The organism is Vibrio sp. AK197, assembly GCF_053903115.1.
The window spans coordinates 1,789,471-1,807,004 of sequence record NZ_CP096430.1 but is presented as its reverse complement, the minus strand read 5'-3'; the positions used below and the strand labels follow the sequence as shown (position 1 = coordinate 1,807,004).

Sequence of the window (17,534 nt, the reverse complement as noted above, 5' to 3'; positions counted from 1 at the left end):
CAACGATACTTGTATTTAATGACGGGAAACTGGCAACCGGTTGCCGTTAGCGTCAAACACTAGAGAAGGTAATTATGAAAAAGACACTACTCGCACTTGCGCTTATAGGGGCTTCCACTTCCGCGTTTGCAGATTCATGGATTTACGGTAGTGCCAGCGTTGGTCAAGCGACAATGGATGGTGAATCATCAACATCCTACAATATTCACGTTGGCACGGGTATTTTGCCATTTATTGGTTTGGAAGCTGGTTTACAAAACTACGGTGAATTCGACGGTGTGAATTACGGCGGTGTGGTACGTGATCTCAAGGGCAGCTCATACTATGTTGCGGCGAAGCCGAGCATTGATTTCGGTCCTCTGCATGTTTACGCCAAAGCGGGTTTGCATCGTTATGAGCTTAAATCGCAGCACAGCGATGGTTTTAAAGATGATGATATCGATGTGATGTATGGTATTGGCGCTGAATATTTTATGATGGGGCCTGTTTCTTTTGGTGCGTCATACAACGTTTACTCGTTTGATAAAGACGAGGCCGAGAACTTTTCTCTAAACGCGACTTTCCACTTTTTATAAGGCGTTAAGACGCAGAATTGGTTGTATCGAAATAAGGTCAGCGAAAGCTGGCCTTATTTTTTGGTCAGTTATCAGTAGACTTGGGCCACGGATGTCGTTATTTGGAATGATTTACTGTGGAAGCGTGCGATATAAACGTATGATTTTATTACATTTGACGCGCTACGATAAATTTACAAAACTCTGAAGTTTAGGTTTTTATTCTGCATTGGTTTTTGTATTTGGTGTTTTTGACTGCTTTTCGTGGTGGTGTTAACTAAAATTATCGTGTTATTCCAGTTTTGCCACTACCTATGTTGTTGTTTTTACAGATTAATGTCCAATTGAACATTAAAAAAGTTGGCGAAAATCATAAGCTTGGCATACACTTTCCCTGTAAAAGCCGATATGTTGTTGATTGGCTGGGCGAAATGCTTTGGCGCTGCCGTATGGCAGCTATGTTTAACACAGCTTTGAGGGAAGTTTTATGGCGCTCACAAAGGCCGAATTGGCTGAGAACCTGTTTGAAAAGCTCGGATACAGTAAACGGGATGCCAAGGAAACGGTTGAAGCGTTTTTTGAAGAAGTTCGTAAAGCGCTTGAAAGTGGCGAGCAGGTAAAACTGTCTGGTTTTGGTAATTTTGATTTGCGCGATAAAAATGAGCGCCCGGGTCGAAACCCAAAAACAGGTGAAGATATTCCGATTTCAGCTCGACGCGTAGTCACCTTCCGACCGGGACAGAAATTGAAAGCCCGTGTAGAGAATATCAAGGTCGATAAATAATAACCTGTTGCCGCTCACACACCCGATAAAAGTGTGCTGCTTAAATGTAGAGAAGGTCTAGCGAATGCTAGACCTTCGTCTTTTTAATCACGTTTCCAGAGCATATGGCAAAACTTGTGTTCTGGATCGCGGCTGATCAGCATTCTTGCGAATACATCATCCATTTCATCATTTTCTTCATTGACTAGGCCGATGCGGACTTCAGCGTAGATGTCTTTGTCTACATCAAATCCGACATGAGATACCCAGTCGTCCCCAGTTTCGACGATTTCAGCAGCACCGCGGTCGTCAAATTGGGCCGTGAATAGAATGACATCAGCAGGCTCTAGGTTATCTGGCGCCATCTCCAGAAAAATATCGTAAGCAGCTTCGATGACATCGTCGTAAGAAATTAAATCTGGCATGATTAAGCTCGGTTCATGTATTTGCGTTCAGTTGTGTTTATCACAATTCGATCACCCGTTGCAATGTATTCTGGAACTTGAACGGTGAGGCCTGTGCTAAAGCGTGCGGGTTTCGTGCGGGCCGATGCTGAAGCCCCTTTGATGGATGGATCCGTCTCTTCAATCACCATTTCGACTGATGCGGGCAATTCTAGGCCAACCGCAGATCCATTAATCAGAACGACCTGTAGGCCTTGAATCTCTTCAGTAATGAACAGTAAATCATCCGCAATTTCATCTTGTTTGAAAGTGAATTGAGAGAAGTCTTCGTTGTCCATAAAGATGTATTCATCGCCGTCAACGTAAGAGAAAGACACATTACGTTTATTCATTTCGACAGTTTCTACAACATCATCAGACTTAAATCGCTCGTCCGAACGCGCGCCAGTTGCCACGTCAGTACAACGCAGTTTGTAAATTTTAGCGCCGCCACGTCCACCAGGAGTGGTGATTTCGATATCTTTAATTAGCAACGTTTTGCCGTTTGAATCAATCGCAAAACCTTTTTTTAATTCGCTAGCCTTTGGCATGACGGTTTCCTTTGTGAATGTCAATGTTGGCGCGCATTATAGCAATTCGTGCTGGATAAGGAATCTCTTCTTGATTCATATTTCGCTCTGAGAGAATATTAGAACACCTCCAATAAAAACAAACAGTTTGCTAGACATGATCCTCTCAAGCCTTGACCCTAAACAGCCGTTTCAGCCTAAATACGCCGCCGCGCTTCGGGAATTGATCCATTTTATGAAAAGTGGGCTTGGCGAGAACCTGCACAGCATCTATGTATATGGCAGTGTCGCGCGTAAAACTGCCGTTCCTGGTCAATCTGGTTTAGACATTGTTGTGGTTACTCATCGTGGCTTTGAAGAGCAGAGAGCAGGGTTAGTGAATACCATTAAATGGCGTTTTCAAAAAGCGTATCCTTTTATCACGCAGCTTTCATTTAAAACCGCGTTGGTGGAAACGGTGGCGAGTTTAGATAGTCTGTTCTCTTGGGGCTTTTTGCTTCGCCACTGCGCAGTCTGTGTGTATGGGGATGATTTGTCTGAGTGCTTTGGAGACTATGAACCAAGTTGGGAAATCGCTAAGCATTGGAATATGGATGTGGAAGATTGGCTGGCGGTATATCGCCACCGCATAGGACGCTCAGATAAGCCCGAAGCCCAAATTCAAGCACAAAAGGCGATTGCTAAAAAGTTACTGCGAGCGAGCTACTCATTAGTGATTCCGCAAGATAAAAATTGGTATGACGACCCTATTGATTGTGGCAAACATTTCTTACGTTACCACCCTGAAAAGCTAACGGAAATCGAACGCCTTGGTTTATTGTTACGCCTTGAAAAAGCAGTACCGAAACGCTCGGTGGTTGGATTATTGGATAGTTACGGCGAGTGGTTAGTTCAACAATATAAACGCACTGAGTTTAAAATCGGTTAAAAAAGTCCTAACTGTGGTTCGCTCAGCTGTTTAAACTCCAAATGAATAAACGGCAATATGGCATCGGCAACCGGTTTAAGCTGTTTATCGATATAGTGTTGATAGTCAATCGGACTGCGTAAATACTCTTTGGGTTCAGGCCCGTTTAGCGTGATCACGTATTCAATACGTCCGCGATTCTGGTATTGAAGAGGACGTCCTAGCTGGGCGTTTATTTCATCAGCCATTCGAGCAGCTCGAACCTGAGGCGGCACGTTTTTTTGGTATTCATCTAAGCGGCGACGTAGACGTTTTTGGTAGGTGAGTTCCTCATCCAATTCCCCGGCCTGTGTCTGCTCTACGATTTCACGAATATAGTGGCTAGGGTCTTCGCCATGAAACACTAAGCTATAAAGTTGTTGTTGAAAGCGCTGGGCCAGTGGTGTCCAGTCGGTTCTTGCACTTTCAAGCCCTTTAAACACAATGCGCTCATCTCCGCCTCTGGTCACTAAGCCCGCATAGCGTTTTTTCGACCCGACTTCCGCTCCGCGAATGGTTGGCATTAGGAATTTTTGATAGTGGGTCTCGTACTCAATTTCTAACATTGAGGTGAGTTGATACTCTTGTTCTAAATGCGATTGCCACCAATGGTTGATGTATTGAACAAGTTCCTGTCCGACTTTATCCGCCTGCTGATCGGAGTATTGCCCATTGAGTGATACGAACGTTGAGTCAGTATCACCATAGATGACTTGAAACCCCTTATTCTCGATCAGTTCTTTGGTTTTCTTCATGATCTCATGGCCACGCATCGTGATACTTGAAGCAAGGCGAGTATCAAAAAATCGACAGCCTGAAGAACCTAACACGCCATAAAAAGAGTTCATAATGATTTTTATCGCTTGTGAAAACGCCTGTTCGTTATTTTTTTTGGCAATATCGCGAGCGGCCCACAGCTCTTCGATCATCTTAGGGAGAAAGTGCTGAGTGCGATGAAATTGCCCGCCACGAAAACCGGGAACCGCTTGGTTTGACTGTTTACCTATCTCGAGCTTTAATCCTTCAATTAACCCCATGGGGTCAATTAAAAACGAGCGAATGATGGATGGATACAGGCTTTTAAAATCGAGAACCAGCACCGAATCGTAGAGGTTCGGGATTGAATCCATTACATAGCCACCAGGGCTCGCTAACCAGTTTTCAGAATGCAGGTTAGGCGCAGCGTATCCAGCGCGGTGTAACTGTGGAAGGTATAAGTTGGTAAAGGAAGCCACCGAGCCTCCAACGCGGTCTAACTCAACGCCAGTAAGCCGTGAACGCTCTATCGCAAATTCCAGTAAGTGTGTTTTGGAGAAAATCTTATTAACTAACACACAATCTTGCAGGTTGTATTTCGCTAGTGAAGGTTTGTCATTACGATACATTTCATTAATTTCTGCCATTCGGTCATGCACGTTATGAATTTGCTTGCCTTCGCCCAAAAGCTCCTGCGATACCGATTCAAGTGACCAAGACCGAAAATGGTAGGTCGCCGTCTTTAGTGTATCGATACCGTCCATCACGACCCGGCCAGGAAGGGTGATGAATCCTTGCTGGGTTTGCGATGAAGAGCGAAAAAACATCGGCTGCTGAGCGCGACCGAGTTTGAGCTTGATTTGATGCCATTGAGCGCGTTTATCAAGCAGACGAAAGTCAAAATCAATGACATTCCAGCCGACAATAACATCAGGGTCATACTGTTCAAACCAAGCGACTAATGCTGCAAGCAAGTCGCGTTCGTTATTGACCCATTGAACAGGCGTTTCACTAGGCTCCGGCGGCCCGACCATGATGACTCGGCTATCCATCGGGCTATCTAGGCCAATAGAGTAGAGAAGGCCTTTTTCTGAGCACTCGATATCAAGAGAGACAACGTTCAGTTTCGGAGTGTAATGACCTGTGCGACATTTGGCCTGTGTGACCTTTTGATAGCCAGAACTGGCTTGCTCTGTGCCTGTAAATTCAATCCCACCACGAATAAACCGTTCCATTAAATATCGGTCGGCGAGACGAATGTCATCTTCAAGCACCAAAATCTCTTGCTCTTTAAGTGCGTTTGCTAAGCGTTGAGCATCGCGAATTGTATGACAATAGCAGGCACACAAGGGGATTTGCTCAAAACTTTTTAGCGCTACGTTTTTAATCTCGACACCAATTTGCAACTTGCGAGCGCAAGCACTGACATCTTGCTCTGTTTGCTTATCAATAAAAAAGACAGGCCGCTCGCCATGGATCAGCAACTGGCAAGGACCCTGCTCGTTTGTTACCCAAAGTTCAATTTGGGTGCTTCCAGACACATCACGTGCTTGGCGAGTGAGTAAAAAACCGTGGTCGAGTTTGGGCTGGTGGTGTGAATTCATTTATAAAACGATTAAAGGCTGCATTGGCAGCCTTTATCTTAACATTGTCTGGTAATGATTACGTTAGTAATAGAAATAGCTCATAAGGTTTGCTGACAACTCATGATCATCCCAATACTGGTAACCGACTTCTGAGCGAAGGGCGAAATTTCGAGTGACTGACCATTGCCAGTTTGCTTTTACGCTAATGTGACGGTCTGCATCGGTATTAAATTGTTCGAAGTATTGCCCTTGAAGTCCGAGACGGTTTTGGTCACCGACTTGAAGCAGGGCACCTGCTTCCATTCCTAACCCAATCGCAACATCGCGGTCGGTTAATTCACCGCGGCTAAACTCTGCGCCGAATAGGGTATAGGTATGTAACGTTTTGGCGTTGCCCCAAGCTTTCCCGTATCCGCCTTGAGCAAAACCTCGGCCTTCCATCCCTTGTTCTGAGGGCAGGCGATCGTAGCCTGCACGAATGTTCCACGCCCAACTATCGAAGACTTTGTTGCTGGGCGCCAATGCCATAGCATCAACAATATAGAGATGATCCAACTTTGCATGACCATCGCTGAGCGCGATTCGCGTATCCAAAAAGCTGATTTTTGCACCGGGAATAAAGCCTTGTTGTGAATCAAGAAGGTCATGATAAGCGGCGCGCCATTCAAATACCGTTTGGTTGTCTTGCTCTTTGTTAAGCTGATAACCAAGCCCGAGACGAGCCGAACCATGCCCTTGTTCAGGCGAGATCTCTGGTACTGGTACTGGTGTAAACGGAGACTGCGCTTTAATTTGACTTCGCTGTTTAAGAAGCTCGGTCAGTTGCTTGGCCGTTGGGTCACGCTTTAGAGCTTCATCGTAAAACTCATAATTGAGCCACTCATAAGCAAACTCTAAAATAGCCGCTCGTTCTTGTGGGCTGAATTCTGTTTCACTTGGATAAAAACCTTTTTTCGCTTGTTTAGCGCCTTCATACATTGCGGGATCAAGCTCTTCGACTTGGTGAAGCAAACGGGTGCCAAATGCAGGGCGATAGTTCGGAGCTTCCGCTAAGCCATTTTCAGCCAGTACCGCAACCGTATCGGATGGAATAGCCTGAAGTGGAAACTCATCGACTAAAGACAGATCGTCTCGTGCTAATTCTAAAAGTGCTAACAATTGATATGAGCAGTTTTCATCAAAGAAGAAATAATCAAATTCAGCCTGCTGCATTTCCCACAAATGGAGCAGTATGCGATTGACTTCTTGTTCGCTTAAATTGAGTTTGTATTCCCAGATGTCGCGCGATTCCATGTCGTTGTATTCACGCACTTTGCGATAGTATGGCATTACAGTGAAATGCCCGGGGTAGCTCCCGACAATGCCTTTGAGCGCGTACATGGCTGCGTTATCTTGTGTGTCCGGATCCGCAGCAAAGTTAATCGCAAATGCCACAAGTTCTTTGTTACGCGTTTGGTCTTTGGCATCAATACGCAACAAGGTATGACCAAACATCGAAGAGGGGTTATTCATAAAGGCGGTAGGGAAAACGAGAGTCATCCCAGCAGGATCAAGGACCTGCTTCCACTGTTCTATGCCTTCACAACGTAAATTGGCTTCTCGACCTAATTGGGACTCTAGCCATGTATAACGGGCTGGAAAGCGGCAGCGCATCTCTTTAACCGTATCTCGGTCTGAATTGTATAATGCTTTGATCGTGGCTCTTAATTCGGCTTTTGGGTCCGTTTTACCGTTAGCGGCTAAAAAAAATTCACTGGAATCAACGGTACTTTTGAAATCGGTACGAAACGCAGGAAGATAGTGACCAAGTTTAAGCCAATATGGCTGATAGGCGAGTTTATTGGCGTCTAGAGTTTGTGCTGAAAAAGCGAGTGATGAAAAACTGACTCCAGAAACGAGTAAAAGCGCTTGAAAAGTTTTTGACAGCTTCATTGATGTCCATTCTAGTGAAGTAGCGAAAGCGAGAAGAAGAGTGTAAAGCTAAAGTAAAGCGGTGAGTGGATAAAGTAAGAGTGCCCAAAGTGGGCACTCTTAATAAATCTGATTAGATAGCGTAACCAGAAAGAGTTGCATCTTTAGCGACTAGGTCGTTAAGATTTGCAAATACTTCTTTAGAAGTTACGTTTTCTGATTTGAATACGTCAGAGAAGTTGCCTTGAGCAAGTTTTGCGAAGTTCGCTTGATCTTCGCCTTGGATACCCCAAACTTCAGAAAGTGTTGCTAGAGTTTCACCTTCACCTTTCGCCATGTCGCGAGCAAGGTTGTCTAGGTTACCGTCGATGAACATTGCTAGTTTTTCAGCAGAATCGATAGTACCAGTACCGTCACAACCAAGTGTACCGAAAGTGATACCGAAAGTTTGGTTACCTGATGTGCCGTTTGTTGTTGCTGCCAACACTTTAAATACTTTGCCTTCTTTACCGTCGAAAACCATAGTACCTAGACCACAACCGATGTCGTCATCTGCCATTGCAACGTTTGATAAACCGATAGTAGCAAGAGCAGCCACTGCTAGAAGCTTTTTCATAGAAGTTCCTTATTAATTATTCGTGCCCAATTCTTGGGGATACATACTTGTCAGTAATGGTTTTCATCGCCGACATATTATTGGTAGATGATTTACCTGGCTCTTTCAACCGGAGAATGGTCAATTCTCAGGATTATTCGCCATAGTGAGAACATTGTTCAAATGGCGTAAATGCTTAATAACAAATTCATCACTAAGGAGTTTGACGTTAGTTCGAAAAATTACTTCTTGCCAAAGTTTGCGATTCAGCACATATTCACTCTAAGCATATTTGCATTTTTGAGTTAGAATGGCTGACCATGCTGTTATCCATCACCTGGTGGGTGCAGAGCCAATTGATTAGTGTGGAGATACAAGTTTGATTAGTGTTTTCCTTGTAGATGATCACGAGCTGGTTCGCACAGGGATACGACGTATTATTGAAGACGTCCGTGGAATGAACGTAGCAGGGGAAGCTGACAGTGGTGAAGAGGCATTAAAATGGTGTCGTAGCAATCATGCCGATGTTATTTTGATGGATATGAATATGCCTGGTATTGGTGGCCTTGAAGCGACCAAAAAAATCCTTAGGCATAACCCCGATGTAAAAATCATCGTATTAACGGTTCATACCGAAAATCCTTTCCCGACGAAAGTGATGCAAGCGGGTGCGTCTGGTTACTTAACCAAAGGCGCGGGACCTGACGAAATGGTCAACGCGATTCGTATCGTGAATAGTGGCCAGCGTTATATTTCGCCTGAAATTGCGCAGCAGATGGCATTAAGCCAATTTTCTCCCGCCTCAGAAAATCCATTTGCGGATTTATCGGAGCGTGAACTGCAGATCATGTTAATGATCACCAAAGGGCAAAAAGTGACGGATATTTCTGAACAATTGAATTTAAGCCCGAAAACGGTCAACAGCTACCGTTATCGCTTGTTTGCTAAACTCGATATCAACGGAGACGTTGAGCTAACCCATTTGGCGATTCGCCACGGGATGCTCGATACTGAGACGTTATAGTGACTTCTCAATTTGATTCCGCCTCTTTCCTAAAGACCGTAACCAATCAACCTGGCGTGTACAGAATGTACAACGCCGGGGATGATGTTATATACGTTGGAAAAGCGAAAGATTTAAAAAAGCGCTTATCGAGCTACTTTCGTAAAAAAATTGATAGCGAGAAAACGCGCGCACTTGTCACGCATATTGCTAAAATCGATGTCACGGTAACGCATACCGAAACCGAAGCGTTGATTTTGGAACACAACTACATTAAGCAGTATTTACCTAAGTACAATGTGTTGCTGCGTGATGACAAATCCTACCCGTATATCTTTATCAGTGCGCATCGGCATCCTCGGTTATCCATGCACCGTGGTGCGAAAAAACGCAAAGGTGAATATTTTGGTCCCTATCCGGATTCCGGAGCGGTTCGAGAAACATTGCACTTGATGCAGAAAATCTTTCCTGTACGTCAGTGTGAGGACAGTGTTTATCGCAACCGGACACGCCCTTGTTTGATGTATCAAATTGGTCGCTGCGCCGCGCCTTGTGTTAAAAACACCGTCTCAGATCAAGAGTACGATGATCTGGTTGGTATGGTACGTCTATTTTTACAAGGCAAAGATCAACAGGTGCTGCAACAGCTGGTTGATAAAATGGAGCAGGCGAGCCAAGCATTAAAATTTGAAGATGCCGCAAAATATCGTGACCAAATTCATGCGATAAGACGAGTTCAAGAGCAACAGTTTGTCTCGGAAGATAGCATGGAAGATATGGATGTGTTGGGCTTTGCTCAAGAATCCGGTGTTGCTTGCATTCACACCTTAATGATTCGCCAAGGCAAAGTGTTGGGCAGTCGCAGCCATTTTCCGAAAATTCCCGCCAAGACCACGCGAGAAGAAGTGTTTACCAGTTTCTTTAGCCAATACTATTTGGGCCATAATGAAGCACGGACCATTCCTGCTCGTATCATTCTTAACAGTGATTTATTGGCAGACAGCCAAGCGTTACAAGAAGCAATCAGTCAACTGGCGGGGCGGAAAGTACAATTTAACCTCAACCCAACTGGAACTCGAGGTCGTTACCTCAAGCTTTCAAACACCAATGCGTTATCGGCGATTACCGCCAAAATCAACCATAAGATGACCATTTCTCAGCGCTTTAAAGCGTTGTGTGATGTACTCAATGTCGAAAACATTGCGCGTATGGAGTGTTTCGATATTTCTCATACCATGGGGGAGAGTACAATTGCTTCGTGTGTGGTGTTTGGTATTGAAGGGCCAATCAAACAAGAATATAGACGTTACAACATTACCGGGATCACCGGAGGTGATGATTACGCGGCTATGGGCCAGGTATTAGAACGCCGCTATTCTAAACAAATTGATGTCGACAAAATTCCTGATGTAATTTTTATTGATGGTGGTAAAGGTCAGCTCAACCGCGCGTATGACATTATTAGTCAATATTGGGGTGATTGGCCTAAAAAGCCGCGTATATTGGGTATTGCTAAAGGAATCACTCGTAAGCCTGGTCTTGAAACGTTAATTACCACAGACGGTGAAGAGTTTAACTTACCAAGTGATGATCCTGCTTTGCACTTAATGCAGCATATTCGCGATGAAAGCCACAATCATGCAATATCCGGACACCGAGCAAAACGCGGTAAAACCCGCCGTACTAGTTCGTTAGAAGGTATTGAAGGCATCGGTCCTAAACGCCGCCAATCCTTGCTCAAATACATGGGAGGGTTGCAGGAACTTCGCCGTGCGACCGTTGATGAAATTGCTAAAGTTCCGGGAATTAGCAAAGCATTGGCAGAAAACATTCATCAAGCATTGAAACAATAACAAAAATACCGCACCATATAGCGACTGTTTGCAAGCGGTAAGCAGGTCGTATACGCAACAATAAGAGCATGAAAAATATGCGTTTTAACATTCCTAATATTTTGTCTTTAATAAGACTCTTTCTAATCCCGGTGTTTGTTGTGGTGTTTTACTTGCCATATTCTTGGGCACCATTTGCCGCCGCAATGGTATTTTGGGTGGCGGGATTTACCGACTGGTTAGATGGCATGTTAGCCCGAAAGTTAGGGCAAACGTCTCGCTTCGGGGCTTTTATTGACCCTGTTGCTGATAAAGTGCTGGTCGCCACTGCGCTCATTTTGATTACTGAACATTTCCATTCTATTTGGATTACGATTCCAGCGGCGACGATGATCGCCAGAGAGATTATCATCTCAGCACTGCGAGAATGGATGGCTGAAATTGGTAAGCGTGCAAGTGTGGCCGTTTCTTGGGTCGGGAAAGTTAAAACGTTAACTCAAATGTTTGCGTTATGGGTGCTGATTTGGCGCTACGATGACTGGATGATTTGGCTCGGCTATATTGCATTGTATATTGCGACTATATTGACCTACTGGTCCATGGCGCAGTATTTACGAGCCGCTAAAGGCGATTTGCTGAGTGAAGAGAATCAATGAAAAAGTGGGCGTTAGCCCACTTTTTTAGTATTTAACGGATAAAAATTGTTTTCGTTGTTCGTCTGTCCTAATGCTCAATGTGAAAGTATCAGGTTTATCTCGCTGAAAAGTGCAGAAAAGTTGCTAGAAAATAACCAGTTTACGGGTTTTTGCGCGGAAATTAGACAAACGATTTAAAAAATTAAAATTAGTGTTGACTCATTGGGTCGAATCCGTAAAATGCTTTTCCGTACCCAAGGGGAGTCATCAAAACTTCTCCTGTGACAATAAGGCGCCTTGGCAGAGTGGCTATGCAGCGGATTGCAAATCCGTGGACCTCGGTTCGACTCCGGGAGGCGCCTCCATTCTCTTATAGAGAATAATTGCGACACTAGCTCAGTTGGTAGAGCGCAACCTTGCCAAGGTTGAGGTCACGAGTTCGAACCTCGTGTGTCGCTCCAAATTTCGAAGTTAGAGATATATTATCTAGCTTCATACAGATTGCCGATATCAATGATATCGAAGATGGTGTCTCCATCGCAAAAAGTTTGCGTGCCCTGGTGGTGGAATTGGTAGACACAAGGGATTTAAAATCCCTCGGCGTTCGCGCTGTGCCGGTTCAAGTCCGGCCCGGGGCACCATCTCATAAAATGCTTTTCAGCATTATGCGACACTAGCTCAGTTGGTAGAGCGCAACCTTGCCAAGGTTGAGGTCACGAGTTCGAACCTCGTGTGTCGCTCCAAATAGAAAGCCTCGATGTAATGTCGGGGCTTTTTTACATCTGATTTTTGCATCGAACGATACCCACAAGTTTGCATCAATTTGTAAACCGCTCTAGCAGCACACAAGATTGTGGTTCTAGGGAGAGCGTAACCTTGCCAAGGTTGAGGTCACGCCTGTTCATGAAAGAAGGGAACCTCGTGTGTCGCTCCAAATAGAAAGCCTCGACGTAATGTCGGGGCTTTTTTACATCTGATTTTTTGCATCGAACCATATCCACAAGTTTGCATTAATTTGTAAACCGCTCTAGCAGCACAAGATTGTGGTTATAGGGAGATAGCAACCTTGCCAAGGTTGAGGTCACGCCTGTTCATGAAAGAAGGGAACCTCGTGTGTCGCTCCAAATAGAAAGCCTCGGCGTGATGTCGAGGCTTTTTTTGTATAGAGAAAACCCCCAGCTAGGCTGGGGGTTCCGTAAAGCTTATAGCTATAAGTCAGTTATATAACCCCTTTCAATTTGATAAAAACGTCTTGTGGTCTGGCAACTGCAAGAGTTAATTAAGAATTGAAAGGGGGTCCCAATGGGGGACGAAAAGAGCTTAGCGCACACGCGCTGGAACTGTAAATACCACATAGTCTTTGCACCGAAATATAGAAGGCAAGTTTTCTACGGAGAAAAACGTAGAGCGATAGGTGAAATATTGAGGAAACTATGTGAATGGAAAAATGTGAACATTCTTGAAGCGGAATGTTGCGCGGATCATATCAACATGCTTTTAGAAATACCGCCCAAAATGAGTGTTTCAGGGTTTATGGGGTACTTGAAAGGCAAAAGTAGCCTAATGCTTTATGAACGATTCGGCGATTTGAAGTTTAAATATAGAAATCGAGAGTTTTGGTGCCGAGGTTATTATGTAGATACGGTAGGTAAGAATACGAGCAAGATACAAAATTACATCAAGCACCAATTAGAGCAAGATAAAATGGGAGAGCAATTATCGATCCCATATTCAGGTAGCCCGTTTACGGGCCGCAGGAAATAGTCATATGCAAATGTCAGATCACTACGCGCCTGCTAGGGCGCTGCCAGTAGGAGAGCCTTATAGGCGCATATGAAAAACCACCGGCTATGCCGGTGGATACTTTTTTTACATCTGATTTTTGCATCGAACGATACCCAAAAGTTTGCATCAATTTATAAACCGCTCTAGCAGCACACAAGATTGAGGTTCTAGGGAGATCGCAGCCTTGCCAAGGTTAAGGTCACGCCTGTTCATGAAAGAAGGGAACCTCGTGTGTCGCCCCAAATAGAAAGCCTCGACATAATGTCGGGGCTTTTTTACATCTGATTTTTGTATCGAATGATACCCAAAAGTTTGCATCAATTTGTAAACCGCTCTAGCAGTACACAAGATTGTGGTTCTAGGGAGAGCGCAACCTTGCCAAGGTTGAGGTCACGCCTGTTCATGAAAGAAGGGAACCTCGTGTGTCGCTCCAAATAGAAAGCGTCGACGTTATGTCGGGGCTCTTTTACATCTGATTTTTGCATCGAACGATACCCAAAAGTTTGCATTAATTTGTAACTCTTCTAGTGGCGCACAAGATTACGAGTATGAGGAGATCGCAATCTTGCCAAGGTTGAGGTCACACCTGTTCATGAAAGAAGGGAACCTCGTGTGTCGCTCCAAATAGAAAGCCTCGATGTTATGTCGGGGCTTTTTTACATCTGCTTTTTTATCGGATGAATACCCACTAATTTGGATGGATTGATTAACACTCAGAGGTATACAAGATTGTGAAATGGGATATGAATTTGAAGACGAGCAATATGAACGCTTAGCGCCGAAGTGACCATTTTTTTACACGCTATTGATAATAATTTCACTAATAAGCATATAAAAACAGACGCTTATCAAATAGAATGACGTCAATTTATAAATAAAAATAATTGATGGCTATGGTTAATCGTTTCTTTTTGTGCTTGTCAGGCACTGAAAAAAATCCGTTTTTTTCTGGTTTATACGCTTGGGTTCAAGTGTACTTTTATTTTGGCTTATTATTGCCGAGAGTCTCAAGACGTCTACATGATCAATGGAATCAGGATCGCAATTCTTGGTTCGTTAACTTACCTCTAGTGTGCAACGTCCGTCGTCTCAAGGAGGTTCATTATGCCGTTATTTAGTTTTCCTTGTCGGCATTTGACAGTGCACCGAGTGTTGCTTTTGTCACACCTGCTGTTGGTCATTTCATTGGTGTCTGTCATGAGTTATAGCAGCTATGTGAACTCATGGCAGCAGCAATTGACTTATTTCGTTAATTCTTCAAAAAAGCAATTTACCCCGCACCTTGATGATATTTCGAAGCTTTTAGAAAAAAGAGACGTCAAACGATTAATGGCGCCGTCTATTCTTGATTATTTACAACGGATTGATAACTTACAGTTTCTCGATATTTTGGGCAGTCCAAGTCGAGCATCATCGCCAGTACATATCCGTTTTAACCGAGCCGAAGCAACGCTGGACGAGGTTGGTGTAAGTCATAAAGAGCCTCATTCCTCGGTTCCTTGGGTAACAAAACAGCCTTCAGGTCAACAAGAATATATTTTTGAGCCTGAATATCGTCGCTTGCACTTATTGCTCGCATTGTCTAACCCCGATCATGGTCGTATGTGGGCTGTGTTTGATGCGAGCCAGCTTGTCGCTTTTCATCAGGACCTGGTGAAGAATTTGGTGTTGGAAGCCGCAGCAGCGATTTTTCTCTCGATGCTCGTTGCTCTTTATGTCACAAGACGCATTGTCAGCCCAATTAAAGAACTAGCCCGTAATATGAAGCAAGCGGAGTTCGCGAGTTTAGAGTCATTTCCTGAGTTAACTCGACAAGATGAGATTGGTCAATTGGCTCAGGCATATCACAATCTCCTCAGCAAAAACCATGAACAGTTACGGTTACTACAAGCTCAAAATGATACCGATACACTGACTGGAATTGGCTCTAGGCATAAATACTCTAGGATGGCCGAAGAGTTTATTAAACGCAGTCTGGGGCAAGAAAAATGTGTGGGTATGTTTGTATGTGACATTGACCACTTCAAATTATACAACGACTTTTATGGCCATATGGAAGGTGATAAAGCACTTGTCGCGGTGGCAAGAGGCATCGAAAAGGTGTTATCGCCAGGGGATCAGGTGTTCCGTTTCGGAGGCGAAGAGTTTTTAGTCCTCTTGGCAAGGCCAAATAAAGATGGTCTGCGCTATGCTGGAGAGACCCTACGCCAGCACATTGAGCAACTTAATATCACCCATCTTGCGCGCGGTGACGATCAGGTCGTGACTATGTCGGTAGGGGGAGCATATGCTTGTTTAAAACGTATGTCCCTAGATGAGTTGAACCCAGAAAAAGTACTCACGCTTCTGTTTGAGGATGCGGATAAAGCCCTGTATCAAAGTAAACGACAAGGGCGTAATTGCTTTATTCTGAGTAACCAGTCTATTCAATAATGCGGTATAAGTTACCATTATCAGTGCTAAAGAAAATCATGCCTTGTGGGTTTACGGCTATTTGACGAACACGTTCATTGAGGTCCTCAAATAGCCGCATACGTTCTACGACACTTTGGTCGGCTTCGATTGAAAGAACATTGATATGGGTAAGCTTTAACGCTCCGACCAATAGCTTACCTGTTAGTTCTGGATATTTGTCACCTTTATAAAGCACCATACTTCCTGGCGCGATCGAAGGCGTGAATACATGCTTTGGTGACTCGATGCCTTCTTTGTCCTTACCGTCTCCGACTGAAACTGGCCCCCAATACTCTTTTCCATGAGAGGTGTGCGGCCAGCCATAATTAGCCCCTTTCTTTACTAGATTTATTTCATCGCCACCGCGTGGGCCATGTTCGATTTCCCATAGGCGGGATGTGGCCGAGTCATAAACGATTCCTTGGGGGTTGCGGTGTCCGTAGCTCCAGATCTCAGGTTGTGCATCGGATTGAGTTAGGAAGGGGTTATCGGCAAAGGCTTGACCTTGTGGCGTCAGTCTTAACACGCTTCCAGCATGAGTTGATAAGTTTTGAGCGTTATCTCGAATGCCGCGTTCCCCTACTGTCATGTAGATTGACTGTTTGTCAAAAGTGAGGCGACTGCCGAAGTGACGTGAAGTATCAGACCCTGATTCTGTCACCAGTAATGTTTTCCAGCCATGGAATTTATCGTCTTCGATACGCGCGCGGGCAAGTGCGGTTTGGCCCGAGCCACCGACTCGCTGGCTGTAAGTGAAGTAAAAGGTGTCATACTCAAAAGGGGACGCTTTGACATCCATTAACCCTCCCTGACCGTCACTAAATAGCTGAGGGACATGAAACAGTTGGGTTTTGGTTTGGTTACTCAAATCAACCAAGCTGATATCACCATACTTCTCATTAAGAATAAGCCGATGATCGTCAATAAATTCAAAGCCCCAAGGTAAGGTTAACCCAGAAAATACTTTTTCCGCTTTCAACGCGTAGGAGGGAAGGGGAATCAACAGCGTAAGAAGCAGTGTTATGTGCAGCGGTTTCATGGGCATATCCTTGTTTCAAAACACAAAGTCATTATCAAAGTGTAGCGGGATAGTGCCCAATCGGCATGGCTTAAAATGTAACTGCGTTTATCGGCTTAGTTTTCTATGAGGGATTTTAGCATCCAAACGTCACAACCGTTATGTAACGTGCCATCGAGTGGTTTATTTAGCCGAGAAAAACCTTCAGAAAGATAGAGCTTAATGGCGCCTTCCATGGACGAAAGGGTATCCAAGTAGCATTGGTGATAGCCCTGCTGGGCGGCAAAGTCTAAACAGGTCTGAGTTAATTTTTTACCAATGCCATAACCTCTGGTTTCTGGTAATAAAAACAGTTTTCTGAGCTCGCAAGTCTTCGGATCATTTGCAAATTGGGCAATCCCGCTGCCGCCGACGACCTTACCATCAAGTAACGCGACCCAGTATTGGCTTTTAAACTGCGGCGCATAATGTCGACTCATATGTTCAACTTCTGCATCTGATGGCCCAAACCCGTCGCCAATGGCGCCATATTCCTTGCCGACTTGTTCAATGATCTGCTTTATTGCTGAGTCATCTTGTGCCGTTATCGGGCGAATTTCTAATTGCATCGGTTCCTCTCCAAAGTGGCGATGAATGGAAACGTGCCATATTGCTATTCAAAAGTCACCTGTTCGCCGCCGCAGGTGTGCCTAAATAGGAAAATTGTCTAATTTGCCAACGATT

Annotated in this window: 15 protein-coding genes and 4 tRNA genes; 12 read left to right on the top strand and 7 right to left on the bottom strand. The window is 44.5% G+C overall.

The annotated features are described in order from the left end of the window. Nucleotides 1-74 precede the first annotated feature (74 nt). Together M1D72_RS15515 and ihfA are read left to right on the top strand one after the other, a co-directional pair. Nucleotides 75-575, top strand: a complete 501-nt coding sequence (locus tag M1D72_RS15515; protein ID WP_390189621.1) for an outer membrane beta-barrel protein — start codon at nt 75-77, stop codon at nt 573-575. A 466-nt stretch (nt 576-1,041) separates the two neighbouring features. After that, nucleotides 1,042-1,338, top strand: a complete 297-nt coding sequence (ihfA, locus tag M1D72_RS15510; protein ID WP_093272440.1) for an integration host factor subunit alpha — start codon at nt 1,042-1,044, stop codon at nt 1,336-1,338. An 83-nt stretch (nt 1,339-1,421) separates the two neighbouring features. On the opposite strand, the gene M1D72_RS15505 is transcribed toward ihfA, so the two are convergent. Both M1D72_RS15505 and yeiP read right to left on the bottom strand, forming a co-directional pair. After that, nucleotides 1,422-1,742 (bottom strand): HI1450 family dsDNA-mimic protein, encoded by a 321-nt coding sequence (locus tag M1D72_RS15505; RefSeq protein ID WP_456295769.1) that lies wholly within the window; start codon nt 1,740-1,742, stop codon nt 1,422-1,424. Nucleotides 1,743-1,744: 2 nt separating this feature from the next. Then, on the bottom strand, nt 1,745-2,311 hold the full coding sequence (gene yeiP, locus M1D72_RS15500) for an elongation factor P-like protein YeiP (RefSeq protein ID WP_390189625.1): 567 nt from the start codon (nt 2,309-2,311) through the stop codon (nt 1,745-1,747). Between the two features lie 136 nt (nt 2,312-2,447). On the opposite strand from yeiP, the gene M1D72_RS15495 reads away from it, so the two are divergent. Further along, nucleotides 2,448-3,218: a nucleotidyltransferase domain-containing protein gene (locus M1D72_RS15495; protein WP_456297410.1), complete on the top strand. Its 771-nt coding sequence runs from the start codon at nt 2,448-2,450 to the stop codon at nt 3,216-3,218. On the opposite strand, the gene M1D72_RS15490 is transcribed toward M1D72_RS15495, so the two are convergent. The 3 genes from M1D72_RS15490 to M1D72_RS15480 form a co-directional block, all read right to left on the bottom strand. Further along, a complete protein-coding gene (locus M1D72_RS15490) occupies nt 3,215-5,596 on the bottom strand; it encodes a DNA polymerase II (protein ID WP_456295768.1) in 2,382 nt (793 codons plus the stop codon). The two genes, M1D72_RS15495 and M1D72_RS15490, sit on opposite strands and share 4 nt — an antisense overlap. Nucleotides 5,597-5,659: 63 nt before the next feature. Then, nucleotides 5,660-7,510, bottom strand: coding sequence for an Lnb N-terminal periplasmic domain-containing protein (locus M1D72_RS15485; RefSeq protein ID WP_456295767.1), 1,851 nt, complete (start codon nt 7,508-7,510; stop codon nt 5,660-5,662). Between the two features lie 112 nt (nt 7,511-7,622). After that, nucleotides 7,623-8,105 carry a DUF3015 domain-containing protein gene (locus M1D72_RS15480; protein WP_390189631.1) on the bottom strand — a complete coding sequence of 161 codons (483 nt, stop codon included), beginning with the start codon at nt 8,103-8,105 and terminating at the stop codon, nt 7,623-7,625. 358 nt (nt 8,106-8,463) lie between these two features. Here M1D72_RS15480 and uvrY point away from each other — a divergent pair, with 358 nt between their 5' ends. From uvrY to M1D72_RS15435, 9 genes are all read left to right on the top strand, one after another. Next, nucleotides 8,464-9,108 (top strand): UvrY/SirA/GacA family response regulator transcription factor, encoded by a 645-nt coding sequence (gene uvrY / locus M1D72_RS15475; protein ID WP_456295766.1) that lies wholly within the window; start codon nt 8,464-8,466, stop codon nt 9,106-9,108. After that, complete coding sequence (gene uvrC / locus M1D72_RS15470; protein WP_456295765.1) at nt 9,108-10,940, top strand: excinuclease ABC subunit UvrC; 1,833 nt, start codon at nt 9,108-9,110, stop codon at nt 10,938-10,940. Before uvrY ends, uvrC begins: the two co-directional genes overlap by 1 nt. A 77-nt stretch (nt 10,941-11,017) precedes the next feature. Then, nucleotides 11,018-11,575 carry a CDP-diacylglycerol--glycerol-3-phosphate 3-phosphatidyltransferase gene (pgsA, locus tag M1D72_RS15465; protein WP_390189634.1) on the top strand — a complete coding sequence of 186 codons (558 nt, stop codon included), beginning with the start codon at nt 11,018-11,020 and terminating at the stop codon, nt 11,573-11,575. Nucleotides 11,576-11,845: 270 nt separating this feature from the next. Continuing rightward, nucleotides 11,846-11,919: transfer RNA gene (locus tag M1D72_RS15460), tRNA-Cys, on the top strand. 20 nt (nt 11,920-11,939) lie between these two features. Next, a tRNA-Gly gene (locus M1D72_RS15455) sits at nt 11,940-12,015 on the top strand. A gap of 93 nt (nt 12,016-12,108) precedes the next feature. Then, a tRNA-Leu gene (locus M1D72_RS15450) sits at nt 12,109-12,195 on the top strand. A gap of 26 nt (nt 12,196-12,221) precedes the next feature. Next, a tRNA-Gly gene (locus M1D72_RS15445) sits at nt 12,222-12,297 on the top strand. Nucleotides 12,298-12,856: 559 nt separating this feature from the next. Further along, entirely contained in the window at nt 12,857-13,318 is a 462-nt protein-coding gene (gene tnpA, locus M1D72_RS15440) for an IS200/IS605 family transposase (RefSeq protein ID WP_456295764.1), read from the top strand. Between the two features lie 1,125 nt (nt 13,319-14,443). Then, nucleotides 14,444-15,772: a diguanylate cyclase domain-containing protein gene (locus tag M1D72_RS15435; RefSeq protein WP_456295763.1), complete on the top strand. Its 1,329-nt coding sequence runs from the start codon at nt 14,444-14,446 to the stop codon at nt 15,770-15,772. Here M1D72_RS15435 and M1D72_RS15430 read toward each other — a convergent pair. Continuing rightward, the gene (locus M1D72_RS15430; RefSeq protein WP_456295762.1) at nt 15,762-16,832 is read right to left on the bottom strand and encodes a PQQ-dependent sugar dehydrogenase; all 1,071 of its coding nucleotides are present in this window, start codon (nt 16,830-16,832) and stop codon (nt 15,762-15,764) included. The two genes, M1D72_RS15435 and M1D72_RS15430, sit on opposite strands and share 11 nt — an antisense overlap. A 95-nt stretch (nt 16,833-16,927) precedes the next feature. Next, nucleotides 16,928-17,419 carry a GNAT family N-acetyltransferase gene (locus M1D72_RS15425; protein ID WP_456295761.1) on the bottom strand — a complete coding sequence of 164 codons (492 nt, stop codon included), beginning with the start codon at nt 17,417-17,419 and terminating at the stop codon, nt 16,928-16,930. Nucleotides 17,420-17,534 lie beyond the last annotated feature (115 nt).